Consider the following 17,755-nt stretch of genomic DNA (forward strand, 5'->3'; position numbering starts at 1 on the left):
TTCCGAGTTTTCTCTTAATTCTAGTACCAGTTGTCAACAAAAATTGTAAATCGGTGTAGCTTTCGCAATATAAGAGTTCAGTATTTTTCAAGTATACAAGAGTAACAGTCCAGTTTTTATGTCCCTTACCAGAAATATTTGCACACAGGTAGGACTTTACAGAAGAACTAGATTTGGGTAATTTATAATGTATGAAATCAATGTCCGATGGTTTGTTTTAACTTAAACATAATTTGTCTTTAATTCAGGAAAAACTCGGTCAAATTTTTGACAAATAAGTATATTAACTGGAGTAGAGCTACTGCGGAAAAACCCAGTTTAAAAAAGCTGGGTTTTTGCATTGGCATTTTTCTACTTTAATCTTTGGAGCGATTTGCGCTTGGTGTAGTAGCAAAGCTATCGCTTCGCTACAATCTTAAGAACTCATACCAAAGTAATTTTGCACTATTTGCAAAATTCGCTTTGCGGCTTGTCCGTCCCCAAAGGGATTAATTGCGTTTGCCATGGTTTCATAAGCAGTTGGATTGGTAAGTAATTCAACTGCATGAGTACAAATATTCTGACTCGCAGTTCCCACCAGTTTAGCTGTACCTGCAGTCACTGCTTCTGGTCTTTCAGTGGTTTCTCTCAGCACCAGTACAGGTTTTCCCAAACTGGGTGCTTCTTCCTGCAAACCACCAGAATCAGTCAGTACAAGATGCGATCGCATAATAGCCCCGACCAATTCGGCATAATCCAAAGGTTCTGTTAGAAAAATGCGGGGATGGTTACCCAGCCATGCTTGTAATGGTTCTCGCACGGTAGGGTTGCGATGCAACGGTAATAGCAACGCTGTATCGGGAATTTTATCCAGTATTTGCAAAAATCCTTGAGCAATATCTTGCAATGGTTCGCCCCAATTCTCACGACGGTGAACTGTTGCTAGCAAAACGCGGTACTGAGACCATTCCAATCCGGGTACATAACAAGCAGGTTCCCGTGCAGCAACACTCAATAGTGCATCAATCACTGTGTTACCTGTCAAGCACACTTTACCCAAAACACCAGAACGTTCCAAATTTTCTACAGCTAAGGGAGTTGGTGCAAAATGCAGTTGAGTGAGTTGCGAAATCAGCCTGCGATTCGCTTCTTCTGGATATGGATTGAGCAAATCATCCGTTCGTAACCCGGCTTCCACATGACCTACAGGAATTTTTTGATAAAACGCTGCCAAAGTTGCTGCAAAAGCAGTGGTTGTATCGCCTTGCACGATCGCCAAATCCGGCTTGTTTTGTTGGAATAATTCTTCCAAACCCCTCAAACTGCGGCAAGTTATGTCGCTGAGGCTCTGCTTTGGCTGCATAATTTCGAGATCGTCATTAGCTTTGAGGTCAAACAACTGCATCACTTGTTCCACCATCTCGCGATGCTGTCCGGTGAGAATAACTTTAGTATCAACAGTTGAAGAGTTCTGAAAAACCTGAATCACTGGAGCTAGCTTAATTGCTTCCGGACGAGTACCTAATATAATGTGAATCTGTTTTTTAGCCATATGTTATTGGTAAGTGTGTCATTTGTCATTGGTCAATAGTAGTGTAGGGTGGACAATACCAACCACATATCTTTGTTATTGGCTATTACAACACCATTTCTCTCTTGCACGGAAAACCCCGCGCCCGAAGGGAGTTCCCTTACATGTATTTTAAAGATTAAGTAGATTCATATAATTATTCTTATTCAGATTAAATTGAGCCACCCAAACCTCATATAAAAGTTTCCATAAAACAAAACAGGTAGGATCTTTATTCCCCAGGAAGAAAATAAAAATAATCAGCGACTAATGACAAATGACACAAACATGAAAAAACCCGGATGAACCGGGCAGGTGTACTGTTGTCGAATTGAGTTGCGGTAATTACATTTTGATTTCACAGGTTAACGGGCAAGAAGCATAAACGCTGGTAGCTTGAATATTCTCAGATTCTCCGTGCAGCCAACTTAACCACTGCACTTCCTTAGGATGAACTCCTTTGAAAGTGAGAACGCCTGCTGCCAACACCACAGCCATCACATTGAACAGAATTAAACCGCCTGCGACCAGTAAAACTGCACTAACAGGCATTACCGATTCCAGCACAATTGACAACAAACACCCAATTGTAGCCATCAAAACCACTAAAGGAAAACCGACAACCAACAAACACACTGCCAATGTAAAAGTCCATATCAAAAAACTTTTAACTATTAGTAAAGAGTAAGTCTTTCCTAAATCAGATGTCTGAGACAAAGTCATAACTCTATTCTCCAAAATGCAAGACAGAAATTTGAATTGTTGGAATCTCGCTTACTTTGCAGCGGGATCAACGATTATTAGAAGTTCAGTATATAAAAACCACTTGGGAAAATGAGCATTTATTTAATAAACTTTACAGTTAATCTTTCGCAATTATGGAGCTCTATCTGGTAGGGGAGTTGGTGGAAAACTCCCCTACATCATCTATCTCTCGATAGAGAGGTAATTTGGGATCGATCTTTAAGGTTTATTTCAGGTGCTGTGCTTCCAAGACGCTTAACATTTCTTATGAAAATAGATGGTGTTTCTCATAATTCATGATTGGCGTTGAAGGAATTCTGAGTCGTGGTTTCACGCACAAACACAGCACGCGAATATAAAGATCGGAAAAATTTTTCTCATATAACAATAAAGTTTTTCTAAAGAATTTTAGGTATATAAAAGCACTTTAAAATGTAACTAGTATTACTGAATATAATTAGTGCAAACTATGTAATAAATGAGATGTAGTCAAGTTATACAGATGTTCAACCCAATAGAGAACCTACCGTAGTTAGAAAAAATGATACAAAATAAACAATAAGATGAAAGAGGTCTACTGAAATTGCTGTTATGCTCCATTTTTAGAACTATTCAGCCGTAAAGATAGACCAAACAGGATAGTGGCATCTATCAAAAGTTCAGCTTTTGTTTAAGTTTTGTTGTGAATTTCTAGCAAATCAATACACGCCCTATTTGTAAATAGATATGACAGAATCACAGCGTCCATTGAATCCCGCAGCAAATTCAACTCGTGGTGTTCCCCCATTACCACCACCACCACCTGCAATGAGTACGATGCGTCAGTCTACACAGACTTTAGAATTACCGATAGAGAGACATCCGAGTCGCACTGGGACAACAAACTCCTCTGCTTCTGCACCACCTCCACCAACGGCGGTTCCATCAGCTCATCGTCCCGGAACACCACCACCAATGGCTACTTCCTCCCGTCCTAAAAGCAATAATTCAACGCTAACTCTGGCACAGATTATACGAGAAGCTTTCGATAAGGGATATTCTGACATTCACTTGGGTGTAGGTGAAGTCCCTCGCTTCCGCAACCGAGGAGAAATGCAGCCGACAGATTATCCCGAAACCGATAAACCAACATTTATGGAGTGGATGCGGGAGATCATGACTGATGCAGAAATTCAACGCTTTGAAGAATATCTCGAATTTGACGGAGCTACGCAGTACGAATTTGCTAGGGTGCGGATTAATATCTTTGACTCCCTAAAAGGCTATGCGATGGTACTGCGATTGATTCCTTTGAAAATACTGACAATGGAACAGTTAAGGCTACCTGCTGTTTTCAAAGATGTATGTCACTATCACAAGGGTTTGATTCTAGTTACAGGTCCCACAGGCTCTGGTAAGTCCACCACAATGGCAGCAATGATTGACTACATCAATTCAGAAATGCCCAAACATATCATTACCATTGAAGACCCAATTGAATTTGTTCATAAAAGTAAAAAAGCTTTGATCAAACAACGGGAAGTAGGAATGCATACCCGAAAATTTGACAATGCATTAAAGGCAGCGTTGCGGGAAGACCCGGATTTGATTCTAGTGGGTGAAATGCGGGATAAAGAAACGGTGAACACAGCCCTGAAAGCCGCACAAACAGGTCACTTAGTCATGGGAACCCTGCACACTAATAGTGCTGTGAAAACTATTGAACGTATTCTCAATCTCTACAATGGAGACGAACAGGATGCTATGCGGGTTGCACTAGCTGAGTCTTTAGTGGCAGTGATTGCTCAAGGTTTGTGCCGTACAACAGATGGTAAACGCGCTGCTTTCCACGATATTCTCATCAATACCGATGCTGTAAAAGACTGGGTTAAAGAAGGGAAATATGATGCCATTACAGAATTGATGAAACAAGCAAGCTTTGATGGCATGATTACCATGAACCAGTCCCTGCTCAATCTTTACTCTGAAGGTCGGATTACAGAAGAAACAGCCTTAGAAATGTCACCAACGCCAAATGAAATGGCTCAATTCCTCCGTGGTAGAGTGTAATTAAGGGAATTATGAATTATGAATTATAAATTATGAATTTTTTTCATACTTCATAATTCATCATTCATAATTCATATGATTTCAGACAAACCAACTTACCCTCCTACCCTGTTTAAAGGTATTGCGCTCTTTACTCCGGGAGGAGATCTCATCTATTGCATCGACCCTAGCAAACAAGGTCGATGGCATTTGCATTTGTGTGCTACTTTACAGGAAATTTTGGATTTACCAGAACCTCCACATTTTTTAGTACCTTGTTATACAGCTACTGTCGATCGCTGGTTAGATCCGCGCACTCAAAAAATACAAGTTTTTGCCGAAGCTTACCCAACCGTGATGCGGCATCAAGCTGTACTAAATGCTATTTTTAGTACGGGGGAATTGGTGTGGCAGCCCAGTCCTTGGGCAGAAGGGTTGTGCGATCGCATGGTATTGTCAGCGTATCGTTCCACATTTCCCCAACTTTGGGAAGATCACGATTTAGTGGTGCGCCTGGAGCTTTCCGAGCCAGTACCTTCATACTATCAACCAGTCGTCTCCACCGAACAACAATCAAAGACACAAGGCTATGTCCTCCGCCTGTTTGTAGCCGGACATAGTGCAGCGACAGAACGTATTTTGCAAAATTTACACGAGCTTTTAGAACAATATCTGGGCTATCCCTACACCTTAAAAGTTATTGATGTTTTAACAAATCCAGAACAAGCAGAAGCCGATCAAGTTTCTGCCACTCCTACGCTTGTTAAAGTTTGGCCTCAGCCCATTCGCCGCATTGCTGGCGAGTTGGATAATGTAGAAAAAATCTTACAAATGTTAGGCACTGCAGAAAATTTTTAAGCAGAAAGACTGGTACACTCCACCGAGCCCATGACTCGCAGCACGGTGTAGTGTCTCATGCCAAAATATAAAGTTGTATGAAGTAATTCCGGATACACAGCCAAACTGCGGATAAACGTATTTGGTTATCGTTGTTCTTCTGTGTAATTTACTCATACAACCGCTAAAAAACTTTATGAGTACCGGGCAATCAAAAAAAGAAGGAGTCATAAAATGCAGCTATTGTCACTACGATGCCAATCCCATAACAGCCAAGTCTTGTCGCAAGTGCGGTAAAAGTCTTGTTGGTGCTAATTCATACAACAGCAGTAAGGGTGTGAAAAGCAAAGTTATACCCTCAACTTATGAATGGCTGTCTGCTCCTTTAAATTGGTTTGGTTTCACTCTACTGTTACCGCTTGTTATTTTTATTGCTGGAAGCTACATTCTTCTCAAAACAATTGGCAGTCCACAAGTCTCCTTGACAAATGAATCCGTTAGTTTCAATGACACCACTCAGAATGCTTCATCTGATATCAAATACTACACTTCAATGAAGGAAGTGCCAAATGTTCCGGAGGGGAAGTTTTATTATGGTGGTGCTTTTGTCTTCGCATCTCTAAAAGCTCAAGGTTTACATCAAGCTATTAACCAGTTATATCCAAAGTTTCAAATACGTTACAATGAACCCACAGACAATACACCTGGTAGTGGCGCGGGTATTGCCATGTTGTTGAACGGTGAACTGAGCGTTGCTTTATCAACTCGAGCTCTGGAAGAAGCTGAATACAGTAAGGCGCGGGAACGGAATTTTTCTCTACAACAGGTACCAGTTGCTATTGATGGGGTTGGTTTTTATGTTCATCCAAATGTTTCCATTCTCGGGCTTTCTGTAAACCAACTCCAAGATATTTACAAGGGCAAAATTACGAACTGGAAGGATGTAGGAGGACCCGATTTAGCGATCGTACCTTTTAGGACAAAAGCTGGTAACTCATTCAAAATGCTGCTTGGCTCAGAAGCAGAAAATGTCAGCCCTAATATAAAATTTACTCGGGATTTCACAGAAACTTTCCGTAAAGTTAGCTCTACACCGGGAGCAATCGGTCTTGGTACTGCGACGTTAATTGTTGGTCAAAAAACCATCCGTCCTATTGCGATCGCTTCTGAAAACAGCAAAAACTATGTACCGCTTGTTGTAAATGGTACTCAACTTAACACAGCAGCGTTTCTAGATGGCACTTACCCTTTAACCAGACGCATATTTGTAATAATTCGTCGGGATAAGACACCAGAAGAAATGGCTGGTGTGGCATACGCCAACCTATTGCTATCCAAAGAAGGACAAAAGTTTGTAGAGAAAGCAGGCTTTGTCCCAATTCGATGAAAACAGATCGATAAAATACTTTGAAAAAAAAATAAGATGAAAATCCTTTTTGTTTGCAATTTCTATACTCAAGCCTTAATCTAGACCATGGTTCTTAAAATGCAACAGGAAAATTAATAACCTGTGTATTCTACTGTTGAACTCTATCTTCACGATCTGGAGGATCGATACGTGCGGTTTATGTTGAATTTAAACAGTCTGGTACGAGCAGCTTCTGTTGCAGGTTTAACATTTGGTTTGGTATCTGTTTCTCAGCTCGGGCAAAAAACTTTTGCACAAGACATCACACTTGAAGGTTCTGGTTCAACCTCCATTCGTCTTGTAGTTTCAGACTGGTTTACCGAACGTGGGGTTAACTACCGTGTCGTTGGTGGCAATGTTGGTCGTCCCGAATTTGAGAACGGAATCACTGACTTTGTCGCTAGCGATTACTCTCTCCCCAACCTTCCTAGAGAAGACATGGTGGTTCTCAATCCAGTTGACAATACGATTGTGTTGCCATACAACGTACCTGGTTTCGAGGCAAGACTTAACACAGAGCAGCTCTGTGGTATCTACAACGGCACTATTACCAACTGGAGCCAAGTGGGCGGTCCGAGTTTACCCATCCTTCGCGTTTACCGTTTTGATGCCAGCAATACCAGTGCTGAACTTGATACCGGATTTGTTCAGCCCACATGTGGATTTTCCATCACGAATCCAGATAGGAGCGTGAATTTACCCAATCCCAATCCCGCTACCGATCTGCCCGGAAATGGCAGCGATGGTGTCCTTGATGTCGTTGAGAAGACTCCAGGAGCCATTGGTTATATCAACCGTCCCATAGCTATCAGCCGAGGGTTAAGAGATTTTGTCTTCTTCACTCCTTTGGAAACTTCAGAATTATTCCAAGGACCGATCTACGTTATTTTCCGTAAATCCTACGCCACTAAGGAAAAAGCTAAGGCTGCTAGGGATTTATGCAAGTATATCGCAAACAAGGGCAGTCGAGTTGCACAAGAAGACTTTGGCTATACACCGCCAACAGGACCGAGTGACTCCTGTCAACTTATCGCCTTCCCCGCTCCTGCACCTTAATGCAGGAGCAGGTGATACATCTCTACATTGAAAACAGTTCTTCTGCACTCGAAGGATGAATGCCGATCGCTCTATCCAGATTCTGCTTAGTTGCACCAAGCGAGAGAGCGATCGCAAGCGTTTGAATCATCTCTACTGAGCCTTCCCCCAGCATGTGAACGCCCAGTATCCGCTCCGCATCATCTCGGTTCACCACAACCTTGAGCAAAGATTTTTCATTTAATTGGCTCAAACAATAGAACAACGGGCGAAATTGAGTGCGGTAGCATTGTACGGCATCCCCATACTTCTCGCGGGCTTGTGCTTCAGATAATCCAACTGTTGCGGCTTCAGGGTGAGAGGAAATAGAGATAGGAACCCAATCATAACTAACCATTTGAGGCTGTCCGCCAAATTCTGTATCTGCAAAAGCTCTGGCTTGGGCGATCGCGCTCGGAGTCAAAGGAATTCTATCCGTACAGTCTCCTACGGCAAAAACATTGACGTGAGTTGTGCGACTAAATTCATCAACCTGAATCGCTCCTGATGGTGTTCGTTGAATTCCTACTTGTTCTAAATTCAGGTTTTCCAAATTTGGTTTCCGTGGAGCATCAACAAAAACCGTATCAACAATTACGGAATCGGTGTATTTTCCAGACAACTTGAGACAAAAGCGATCGCCTATTCGTTCAATTTTTTCAACATAGCTGTGGCTGAAAATTTGCACTCCTTGCTGGATCATCTTGTCCTGAATTCTTTTGCCAATTTCAGCATCCAGTTCAGCTAAGACACAGTCCCCAGCAATGATTTGAGTGACGTGAGTCTCTAACTCATTCATACTTCCAGCAACTTTTACACCAATCGGATCGCTACCCAGAATTGCAAGGTGTTTGGGTTGTGCTGGTAAGTTATAAAGTTCGCGCCAGGTAATAGCACATTCAATTCCTGGAATTTCCGGTATAAGGGGTTTTGCGCCTACTGCAATCAAAATTTTGTCAGCAGTGACCGGTCTATCTGCAATCAGCACTGTATGAGCGTCTAAAAATGCTGCTTGTCCCTGAATTAACTTAGCTCCTGAGTGTTGCAGATTGTGCAAGTGCAATTCGTTGAGATGCTGGAGGTGACGGTTTTTTGCATCTACAAAATGCGACCAGTGAAAGTGACGGGCGACTTTATCCCACCCATAACTACTAGCTAGTTTATCTAACTGTTTGTAGCTAGCAGCGTAATCCAGCAATTTTTCAGGAATACAGCCGTAGTTGATGCAAGCACCGCCAACCTTAGCTTGTTCTGCGATCGCTACTCGTACCCCATAGCCAGCTGCTCTTTCAGCTGCTGCAATTCCTCCAGAACCAGCGCCAATTATCACAAGGTCATAGTCAAATGGCATAATGAATAGACCCACATTACACTCTTCGAGCAACTAACGTATCGCGCATTATGTAATAAAATGACTGCTATTTACTGACATCCTTCAGCTTAAGAATCTGGAGGAGAAATTACTTCTTACTAATGGAGCGTCATCAATACTAAATTAGTATGTCCCAAGAAAGAATTTATTGTAATTTTTTGTACAAGATTACTTGGGCTCGTGTTACGATTTCACAAATATTTACGTAAATTAAGATCTAAATAGTCCTATACTTTCTTTTTTATGAATATAACTACTGCGAAACGCTTTACGATATCTGAATACGAACGTTTGGCAAAACTCGAATTTTTTAGGGAAAATGAGCGAGTTGAGCTGATTGATGGAGAAATCATTTCTATGGTCTCGAAAGGTACACGACATTCTGTTTGTGAAACTCGATTAGAAAGACAGTTGTATGAACTAGTTGGGAAACGTGCAACATTAAGAGGACAACAACCGATCGTTATTTCTGAATATAACGAACCGGAACCAGATAGAGCGATCGTCAAAAATCGAGAAGATGATTATCTCAGTACTCATCCCTTACCTTCCGATATCTTACTTTTAATTGAAATTGCTGATTCTTCTTTAAAATACGACCAAGAAGTTAAATTAACAATTTACGCTCAAGGGGGTATTTCAGATTATTGGATATTTAATCTTATAGATAATTGCTTGGAATGCTACAGCGAACCTTACCAAAATTTGCAAGGTAAGTTTGGCTATCGAAAAAAAATAATTTTTCTACCTAATGAAACCGTGAATCTTCCCTATTTTTCGGATTTAATTCTGGATTTATCTAAAGTATTTCCTGCCATCTAACATTAGAACCAACTATATGGAGGTATGAAATGAGCCGTCAACCATTGCTTGATGTGACGCGTTCATATACTTTTAGAAATTATTTTGAATTAGGATTCCCTGTTGATGATTTAGTAGCCGAATTTGGTTATTCTTTCGCTCGCCAATTTCTGAGTTTACCAAAATACTCTGGAAATCTAGATCGAATATCTGATTTAAAACAACGGATTGAAGAAGTATTGCCTTATGTAGATTTAGAAAATGAAGCAACTCGCAGGGAAATCCTTATTGCTCCGCTCGTAACAGATTTAATTCATTATTCTCGCGCTAAGTTGAGAATTGAATATAATATTAAAGTTAACAATCAACTTCAAGGAAATTTAGATTATTACTTACGATCTTCAGCTAATTTAATTGTTATTGAAGCTAAACAAGCTGACTTAAATCGAGGATTTACACAATTAGCAACAGAAATGATAGCGCTTGACCAATGGACAGATTCAAATCAACCCGAAATACTTGGAGCAGTAACAACAGGAAATATTTGGCAATTTGGAATATTATACCGACAGCAAAAACTTATTGAAGAAGGAATAAATCTTTACCGAGTTACGGAGGAATTGGAAGATGTTGTCAGAATTTTATTGGCTCCACTTATATAATTCATAATTAAAATCTCTTTGATGGCTTTCCGCTTTGAAACATTACAGTTGATATTGCGTGAAGCCATGACTCTTTCAATACGGTAACCAGCATAGGAATTATCAAAAAAATTATCGTTAATATCTTCATTTTTAGGATCGGAGTTACTTAAAAGTAATTTAGCTCCCTTTGCATCAAGAGATTGGAAAAAGTCTCGCAGTCGTAATTGTTCGGAATCACCAAACATATTTTGTGAGTATGAGGTAAAGTTAGACGTTTTACTAATTGGTCTGTAAGGTGGATCGAAATAAACAAAGGTATTGCTATCTACGTATTTTTCACACTCACTAAAATCTCCATAATGAATTTGAGTTTTTTGAAGCGCTTCAGACACAGCTTTTAAATTTGTTTTATCGCATATATTAGGGTTTTTATATCTACCTACTGGAACATTAAAACTTCCGTTTGAATTGACTCTAAAAAGTCCATTGAAACAAGTACGGTTTAGGAAAATGATTTGTGCAGTTCTCTCAATCCATTCTGAATTATAGTTAATTGAATCTATTTCTTTGCGTCGCCAATTAAATTCCGATCTCACTTGATAAAAGTATGTTTTTCTTTCCTTATCATCAAGAGATAAATATTTATTTTGTATATTTAATAAAAGTGAAATGAGTTTCTCTACATCGCGTTGAATAGTTGTGTAGGCTATAACTAATTCAATATTAATATCAAAAATAAAAAATTCTTCAACTGGATAGTTTTGAACCAGATGCAAGAACACTGCTCCTCCGCCAACAAATGGTTCTATGTATTTTTTTATTGAACCCTCTGCTAATTCTTGAGGAAAAAGACTATTCATCTGCTCGATGAGTTGTCCTTTCCCTCCCGCCCATTTTAGAAAAGGTTTTGCTACCATTGATTTATCTAAGATAAACATATTGAATATTTTAAATATAGTTCATTTGTATTGAACCATTATTTAGAATATGATACATTTAACTTAGTACTTTAATACAATTCTCTTTTGCTCACTTCTAACATCACCAATCCGTTGAGCCTTTATCCAAGCATCATTGCTGTAGTTGGGAGAAGCGAAATCATGTAAAAAATCCGAAAATCCAAGCTTTGAAGGACTTGCTCGAAAATGCTCCACCCACAACACTAGACTTTGATGCATAACAGCCAAGTAGGAGTACTTAAAGGAAAAACATAACCTGTGAAGGTTTTGATAGGATTTATATTGTAGTTGACATAGCTCTTAACCACAAGCCGTTGTTCGCGGAGAGCGAATAAAATATTTAGTAAATAAAGATTAGATTATCAAATGCAAACTTTAAAAGCTATTTATGAAAATGGTGTGTTTCGCCCTTTAGAAGAACCTGAATTGATTGAAGGGCAATTTGTCCAACTGATAGTTAAACCTACTACTCCTCTTAGTCCTCAAGATATGCTACAACTTGCATCTCAAGTTTATGAGGGATTATCAGCAACAGAGATTGACGAAATTGAAGAAATCGCCTTAAATCGAGACAATTTTTTCTCTGATAGAACTGAAGCATGAGCCAAGATCCAGTTCTTTTAGATACTGATACGCTGTCACTCATTCTGCGCCAAAATCCTCTTGTCCTTGCTAAAGCACAATCATATTTGGCGCAACATAGCAGGTTTACTTTCTCGATTATTACTCGCTATAAAATTCTGCGAGGACTGAAAGCTATACTGCAAGGGCTCTCGAATTTTTGTACGTTGGACAAACCTAACAAATACCTGTAAATGTTGGGTTTCGTTCCTCAACCCAACCTACTACTGGTCTGTCGCATTTTTAGGCTTAACCAATAAGTTAACTATTATCCTTCAAAACCAACCCTTCTAACCTTTGTTGTAAATCTTTTGTGAGATCGGCAACGGCTTGTCTAGCACCTTGGCGACTAGCCTTGTAAGCCGGGTAACGTTCGGAAACAGACAAAGGCTCACCAATAGTTATTTTCACATTTTGCTTGCCAAGTTTGGGAGTTCGGAAAGGATTGCCACCCGTAATTAGAGTGACGACATTCCATAGAAGTAAGGTGGTCTCTGCAAATCGTTCTGCTGTGGGTTTTTCTCGCACGTATTTACCCGTGACAGCAACTAAATTTTCCACCAATCTCATGTGCCACATTCGCAAGTTCGCTTCTTCTGCTACACGATCGCCTAATGCCTTTTCTACAAGAGACAGTGCTTTTTTATCTTTAAATTCCTCTCTAAAAATATAATTCCATCCTGCTTGCTCTACCCGACGACAGCGATCGCTAAAATTTCCTTTAGATTGTAAGTCAAAATAATCTTCAGCAACTTGTAAAACCACATCTAACACAGCTTGAAGACGAACGGCAAAAAGCTCATTTGCATCTTTTCCTCCCTCATAGACTGGCAATTTGCGATGGTAGAACCGCTTGTAAAATTCTTCTATCAAAGATAATAAACGTTCGCTCAAACCCACCAAGCGAGGGTAGAGAGAGTCAAAAGTTGCAGAGGAGGGGAGGGAATGTGCTGTATTTGCACTTAAGCCCATCGCAGTTTCCAATTCAGTTAAAAGATTGGCAATAGCACCCCAAGGAGCTGCAACATAACTGTATCGAATACCGACTGGTACAATAAAAACCTGTTCATCCCGCTTGTCTTTCTGTAAATCCTCAGCGCACCAAAAACCCATCTGGGCAATACCTGGTTCTAGAGGATTGACAATTTCTGAAAGACCATTGGTAGCACCTTCAGGTGCAGCCGCCATGGGAAACTGACCGTTGACAAATAAGTCACGTGCCGATCGCAATCCCGTCCAATCTGCTTTCCCTCGTTGAATGGGGGTTGCACCCAAATGAGATACAATCCAACCAACGTGAGAACCAGCCCAAAGAGGAATTCCACGGTCATAAATAAAATGAGCGTGAATCGGATGCTGTAGCGCTGTACCCCCATGTCGTGCTACTTTTGGCAGAATGTGATAAAGCAAATAGCCTAAAGCAAAGGGATCTTCCGTCTTCGGATGGCGAAATGCCAGCATAAAGCGGATTTTACCTTCTTGGAACTGGCGGTACAAATCCACCAAAACCTCTACGTTGTCTGCTTCAATATGGTTAATTGCTGTTTTCCAGCGTATCCAATGGGGTAACACCAACTGGACACCGCGCAAAAATAAGGGATCTAACGCCGGAGGAATAAATTCCAAAGGTGGTTGGGCTTGATAAATAATATCGGGCAAGGTGCTTTTCTCCTGAAGTTGCAAGCGGACATTTTAAAAAGGTTTATTAAAGTAAGCTTGCTTATACCTTTTGGTAATTTATAGCAAGCTAATACACTAACTTAACTGACTAAAGGATTATTGAATCTGGAAAGGGGACAAACGATGCGACTGTCACAAATGCTATTCCTTACACTTAGGGACGATCCAGCAGATGCTGAGATTCCCAGCCACAAACTCTTAGTCCGCGCAGGCTACATTCGTCGCATCGGTAGCGGTGTATATGCTTACCTTCCATTTATGTGGCGAGTCCTGCAAAGAGTTTCCCAAATTGTCCGCGAAGAAATCAACAAAATTGGCGGACAAGAGTGTCTCTTACCTCAATTACAACCTGCTGAGTTATGGAAAGAGTCCGGACGGTGGGATACGTACACCAAAGGGGAAGGAATTATGTTCTTCCTAAAAGACCGTCGCGATCAAGAACAGGCTTTAGGACCAACCCATGAGGAAGTGATTACAACCATCGCTCGTGACATGATTCGTTCCTACCGTCAGCTTCCACAGGTTTTTTACCAAATTCAAACAAAATTCCGCGATGAAATCCGTCCTCGTTTTGGTTTAATGCGCGGGCGAGAATTCATCATGAAGGATGCTTACTCTTTCCACCCAGATGAAGAAAGTTTGAAAAAAACTTATCAGGATATGGATACCGCCTACCATAATATCTTGAGAAGGTGTGGTTTAGCTTTTCGTGCCGTCCAAGCCGATCCCGGTGCAATTGGCGGTTCTGGTTCGCAAGAATTTATGGTGCTAGCGGAAGCAGGCGAAGATGAAGTCTTGTACACAGAAGATGGAAAATACGCTGCTAACGTAGAGAAAGCGGTTTCTCTCCCACCAGATGCAGAACCATCACCGTTTACGAGCTATGAAAAGCGGGAAACTCCAGGAACAGAGACTATTGAGAAAGTCTGTAAATTTCTCAAATGTTCCCCCACCCAAATAGTGAAAAACGTTCTTTATCAAACAATTTTTGATAATGGGATGACAGCATTCGTGCTAGTAAGTATCCGAGGAGACCAAGAGGTTAATGATGTCAAGTTGCAAAACGAACTGACAAAACTAGCTCCTCAGTTCGGTGCTAAAGCTGCTATCAAATTGATAGTGCCAGATGCCCAAGCCCAATCAAAACTGCTCAAACCTTTACCTTTGGGCTATATTGCACCTGACATTGCCGACAGTCACATTATTCATGCCGCCAAAGATATCGTCCCTCATTTTGTGCGTTTTATTGATAAAACAGCTGTTGATTTAAAGAATTTTGCCACGGGTGCAAATGAATCGGGTTATCACGTCGTTGGCGCAAATTGGAACGAGCAATACAAGGTACCCGAACCGATCGTAGATGTACGTAAGTCAAGACCTGGGGATCGCTCCGTTCACAATCCCGAGCAGCTTCTGCTTAGCGCTCGTGGAATAGAGGTAGGACACATTTTTCAATTAGGTATTAAGTATTCGCAAGCAATGGGCGCAACGTATACCAACGAACAAGGAGAAGAAAAACCTCTATTCATGGGTTGTTACGGTGTGGGTGTATCGCGCTTAGCCCAATCTGCTGTAGAGCAATCTTATGATAAAGATGGGATTGTTTGGCCTGTTGCGATCGCACCTTATCAGGCGATCGTTACAATTCCTAACGTCAAAGATGCCCAACAAGTAGAAATCGCGGAAAAACTTTACGCAGAACTGAACTCTGCGGGAATTGACACTCTACTTGACGATCGCGACGAGCGACCGGGCGTAAAATTCAAGGACGCCGATTTAATTGGAATCCCTTACAGAATCGTCACTGGGAGGGCAATTGCCAATGGCAAAGTTGAAGTCGTTGAAAGAAAAAGCCGCAACTCTCAGGAAATTGACATTGCTGAAGTTGTATCTACTATAAAGGAGTGGATTGATGCTGCTAATGGCTAATAGTGAGTCCTGCGCTGTAGGCGGGTTTCCCGCGCCCACCGGGACTGGCGAACAAGGGAGGGCTAATAGCTCATCTTTACAATTAACAATTAGCCATTAGCCATTAGCCATTAGCAATTAACCAGTATGGAACTCCTCACAATAGTCCTATCCGGCTTGCTAGGATTGATTGCTCCTGTAGGATTGGTGATTGACCGAACTGCTGAAAATGTCATACGCTCTCAATTCGCTAGCGTCAAGCAGTTACAGGTACGAGTTGATAATGCTCCCTCTTATCAATTGCTACAGGGAAAAGTTCAACGAGTGAGGTTTGCAGGGCGTTCTTTGCAACTAAAGCAGCAAAATCTTCAAATTGCTGCTTTAGAATTGGAAACTGATGCCATTGAATTAGACCCACGTACTCTCAGAAAAAAACCATTATTTCAACGACCTTTACAGGCGGGTCTGCGTGTTGTTTTAACCCAGGAGGATATCAACAAGCTGTTACAGTCACCCAAATTTTTAGCTCAGTTGGAAAAAATGAAAATTAACGTGGACGATTCATCAAATACAGAGTATAACTCTGTATATAAATTTGTAAATCCAAATGTAAAATTTTTAGCAAACAATAGACTGAGTTTCCAAGTAGAATTACAGAATGAAAGCCAAAATAAACCTTTGTTAATTAAGGCAGAAGCAGGGCTAAATATTATTGGTGGCAAAAATATTCAACTTGTCGAACCAGAGGTGACTGCTAATGGAGAAGCCGCTCCACCACAATTTTTAAATCAAATTGTGAACAATATTAACAAACGATTGGATTTGGGACAATTAGAAGGTAACGGTCTACAAGTACGAATTCTAAAATTAAATATGAAACAACAAGAATTAGAAATCGCAGCATTCATACGAATAGAACCGTCTTCCAAGTTTTTGGAAACTCGAGGCTCTTAGGTAACGTCTTTTACCAGGCTTCTTCTTACAGTAATACTTTTTTCTATTTCAGACTAAAGCAAGGAATTCAATATGAAAGAACAACAAGGTAATCGTATTTCTTCAGGTATCATCGCAGCTGTTTCAGTTGCGGTTATTGCTGTCAGTGGTGCTCTAGCTTACCACGTTTTTAATTCAGGCAGCAATGAAATATCCCCAAAGCCCAATCCGAATATCACCGGCCAAGCTAACACTCCCAACAAGCAAATCAATCCCGCCGAGCAAAAGGCTGAAGTCTATTGGTTGCAGGACAGTGGTACAAAGCTTTCTTTGGTTCCACAAACAGTTACACTTCCTCAGGGAGAACCCAATAAGGTTTTAGAAGAAGCTTTTTCAAAACTATTAGCAGGACCAACCGAAGGAACTGGTTCAACCACTATCCCAAAAGAAACCAAGTTGTTGGGAGTGAAGGTCACAGATGATGGTGTCCATGTCAACTTATCAGAAGATTTTACGACAGGAGGTGGGAGTTCCTCTATGATGGGTCGCGTGGGACAAGTTGTTTACACTGCCACTGCTTTAAATCCCAATGCTAAGGTATACATTGAAGTTAACGGGAAACAGTTGGATGTCTTGGGTGGCGAAGGTTTGGAGTTGGAACAGCCCCTAACTCGTGAAAGCTACAAACAAAATTTTGAACTTTAGCTACAGCGATCGGCGAGCGGTGACTGACTGGTCACCGCTCGCTGACTATTTACCATTTAAAACCCGAAAGTTACGGGCTTGCTGTTCCAACCTAGTGGCAAGGCGATCGCAAACTCGGTTGCACAATTCAAAAATCATTTCATCTTCTACCCGGTAATAGGCGCAAGTTCCTTCGCTACGGCGACTGAGTATTCCTGCTTGCCACATAACTTTCAGGTGTTTTGACACATTAGCCTGAGAAGTTTGTGTTGCCTCTACCAATTCTTGCACGCATTTTTCTTCATCCCGCAGTAAATGCAACAGCCGCAGACGCATGGGTTCACTCAAGAGGCTGAAGTATTCAGCTACTTGTTGCACAACTTCCGGTGGTACAGGCAACGCTTGTTTCATCAGGGTAGATCTGTAAGGATGCAGCTGGAAATTTTAACAATGACCATTAAATTTAGCCAGGAAACGCTCGCTAGACCCTAAAGGGCTTAGCTGCGGTTTATT

At 41.0% G+C, this 17,755-nt stretch carries 17 protein-coding genes; 11 read left to right on the forward strand and 6 right to left on the reverse strand.

From position 1 onward, the window contains the following. Positions 1–415: 415 nt before the first annotated feature. Together wecB and HC643_RS27050 are read right to left on the reverse strand one after the other, a co-directional pair. Positions 416–1,531, reverse strand: coding sequence for a non-hydrolyzing UDP-N-acetylglucosamine 2-epimerase (gene wecB / locus HC643_RS27045; protein ID WP_038076449.1), 1,116 nt, complete (start codon positions 1,529–1,531; stop codon positions 416–418). Between the two features lie 363 nt (positions 1,532–1,894). Continuing rightward, positions 1,895–2,272 carry a hypothetical protein gene (locus HC643_RS27050; RefSeq protein ID WP_038076450.1) on the reverse strand — a complete coding sequence of 126 codons (378 nt, stop codon included), beginning with the start codon at positions 2,270–2,272 and terminating at the stop codon, positions 1,895–1,897. A 747-nt stretch (positions 2,273–3,019) separates the two neighbouring features. Between HC643_RS27050 and HC643_RS27055 the strand changes: the two genes are divergently transcribed. From HC643_RS27055 to HC643_RS27070, 4 genes are all read left to right on the forward strand, one after another. Continuing rightward, on the forward strand, positions 3,020–4,342 hold the full coding sequence (locus HC643_RS27055) for a type IV pilus twitching motility protein PilT (RefSeq protein ID WP_038076453.1): 1,323 nt from the start codon (positions 3,020–3,022) through the stop codon (positions 4,340–4,342). A 75-nt stretch (positions 4,343–4,417) separates the two neighbouring features. Beyond that, a complete protein-coding gene (locus HC643_RS27060) occupies positions 4,418–5,179 on the forward strand; it encodes a circadian clock KaiB family protein (RefSeq protein ID WP_038076454.1) in 762 nt (253 codons plus the stop codon). A 175-nt stretch (positions 5,180–5,354) separates the two neighbouring features. After that, positions 5,355–6,545: a PstS family phosphate ABC transporter substrate-binding protein gene (locus tag HC643_RS27065; protein ID WP_038076457.1), complete on the forward strand. Its 1,191-nt coding sequence runs from the start codon at positions 5,355–5,357 to the stop codon at positions 6,543–6,545. Positions 6,546–6,668: 123 nt separating this feature from the next. Beyond that, positions 6,669–7,622: a substrate-binding domain-containing protein gene (locus tag HC643_RS27070; RefSeq protein ID WP_038076459.1), complete on the forward strand. Its 954-nt coding sequence runs from the start codon at positions 6,669–6,671 to the stop codon at positions 7,620–7,622. A 22-nt stretch (positions 7,623–7,644) separates the two neighbouring features. Here the strand turns inward: HC643_RS27070 and HC643_RS27075 are convergent, their stop codons facing one another. Then, positions 7,645–8,991 carry an FAD-dependent oxidoreductase gene (locus tag HC643_RS27075; protein ID WP_038076461.1) on the reverse strand — a complete coding sequence of 449 codons (1,347 nt, stop codon included), beginning with the start codon at positions 8,989–8,991 and terminating at the stop codon, positions 7,645–7,647. Between the two features lie 264 nt (positions 8,992–9,255). Here HC643_RS27075 and HC643_RS27080 point away from each other — a divergent pair, with 264 nt between their 5' ends. Then, complete coding sequence (locus HC643_RS27080) at positions 9,256–9,834, forward strand: Uma2 family endonuclease (protein WP_038076464.1); 579 nt, start codon at positions 9,256–9,258, stop codon at positions 9,832–9,834. Between the two features lie 29 nt (positions 9,835–9,863). Further along, positions 9,864–10,475, forward strand: coding sequence for a hypothetical protein (locus HC643_RS27085; RefSeq protein ID WP_038076467.1), 612 nt, complete (start codon positions 9,864–9,866; stop codon positions 10,473–10,475). Here the strand turns inward: HC643_RS27085 and HC643_RS27090 are convergent. Continuing rightward, complete coding sequence (locus HC643_RS27090; protein WP_202048660.1) at positions 10,415–11,395, reverse strand: DNA adenine methylase; 981 nt, start codon at positions 11,393–11,395, stop codon at positions 10,415–10,417. The genes HC643_RS27085 and HC643_RS27090 overlap by 61 nt on opposite strands. Before the next feature lie 387 nt (positions 11,396–11,782). Between HC643_RS27090 and HC643_RS27095 the strand changes: the two genes are divergently transcribed. Further along, positions 11,783–12,019, forward strand: coding sequence for an antitoxin family protein (locus tag HC643_RS27095; protein WP_038076469.1), 237 nt, complete (start codon positions 11,783–11,785; stop codon positions 12,017–12,019). Then, positions 12,016–12,231, forward strand: coding sequence for a PIN domain-containing protein (locus tag HC643_RS27100; protein ID WP_202048661.1), 216 nt, complete (start codon positions 12,016–12,018; stop codon positions 12,229–12,231). The genes HC643_RS27095 and HC643_RS27100 overlap by 4 nt, the downstream gene beginning before the upstream one ends. A 67-nt stretch (positions 12,232–12,298) precedes the next feature. Here the strand turns inward: HC643_RS27100 and HC643_RS27105 are convergent, their stop codons facing one another. Then, a complete protein-coding gene (locus tag HC643_RS27105; protein WP_038076495.1) occupies positions 12,299–13,696 on the reverse strand; it encodes a glycerol acyltransferase in 1,398 nt (465 codons plus the stop codon). Positions 13,697–13,840: 144 nt separating this feature from the next. On the opposite strand from HC643_RS27105, the gene HC643_RS27110 reads away from it, so the two are divergent. From HC643_RS27110 to HC643_RS27120, 3 genes are all read left to right on the forward strand, one after another. Then, positions 13,841–15,646 (forward strand): proline--tRNA ligase, encoded by a 1,806-nt coding sequence (locus tag HC643_RS27110; protein ID WP_072040834.1) that lies wholly within the window; start codon positions 13,841–13,843, stop codon positions 15,644–15,646. Between the two features lie 126 nt (positions 15,647–15,772). Then, positions 15,773–16,579, forward strand: coding sequence for an LmeA family phospholipid-binding protein (locus HC643_RS27115; RefSeq protein WP_038076474.1), 807 nt, complete (start codon positions 15,773–15,775; stop codon positions 16,577–16,579). A 72-nt stretch (positions 16,580–16,651) separates the two neighbouring features. Next, entirely contained in the window at positions 16,652–17,263 is a 612-nt protein-coding gene (locus tag HC643_RS27120) for a GerMN domain-containing protein (protein WP_038076476.1), read from the forward strand. A gap of 45 nt (positions 17,264–17,308) precedes the next feature. On the opposite strand, the gene HC643_RS27125 is transcribed toward HC643_RS27120, so the two are convergent. Further along, positions 17,309–17,653 (reverse strand): ArsR/SmtB family transcription factor, encoded by a 345-nt coding sequence (locus HC643_RS27125; RefSeq protein ID WP_038076477.1) that lies wholly within the window; start codon positions 17,651–17,653, stop codon positions 17,309–17,311. Positions 17,654–17,755: the final 102 nt, after the last annotated feature.

The organism is Tolypothrix bouteillei VB521301, assembly GCF_000760695.4.
Taxonomy (GTDB): Bacteria; Cyanobacteriota; Cyanobacteriia; order Cyanobacteriales; family Nostocaceae; genus Scytonema; species Scytonema bouteillei_A.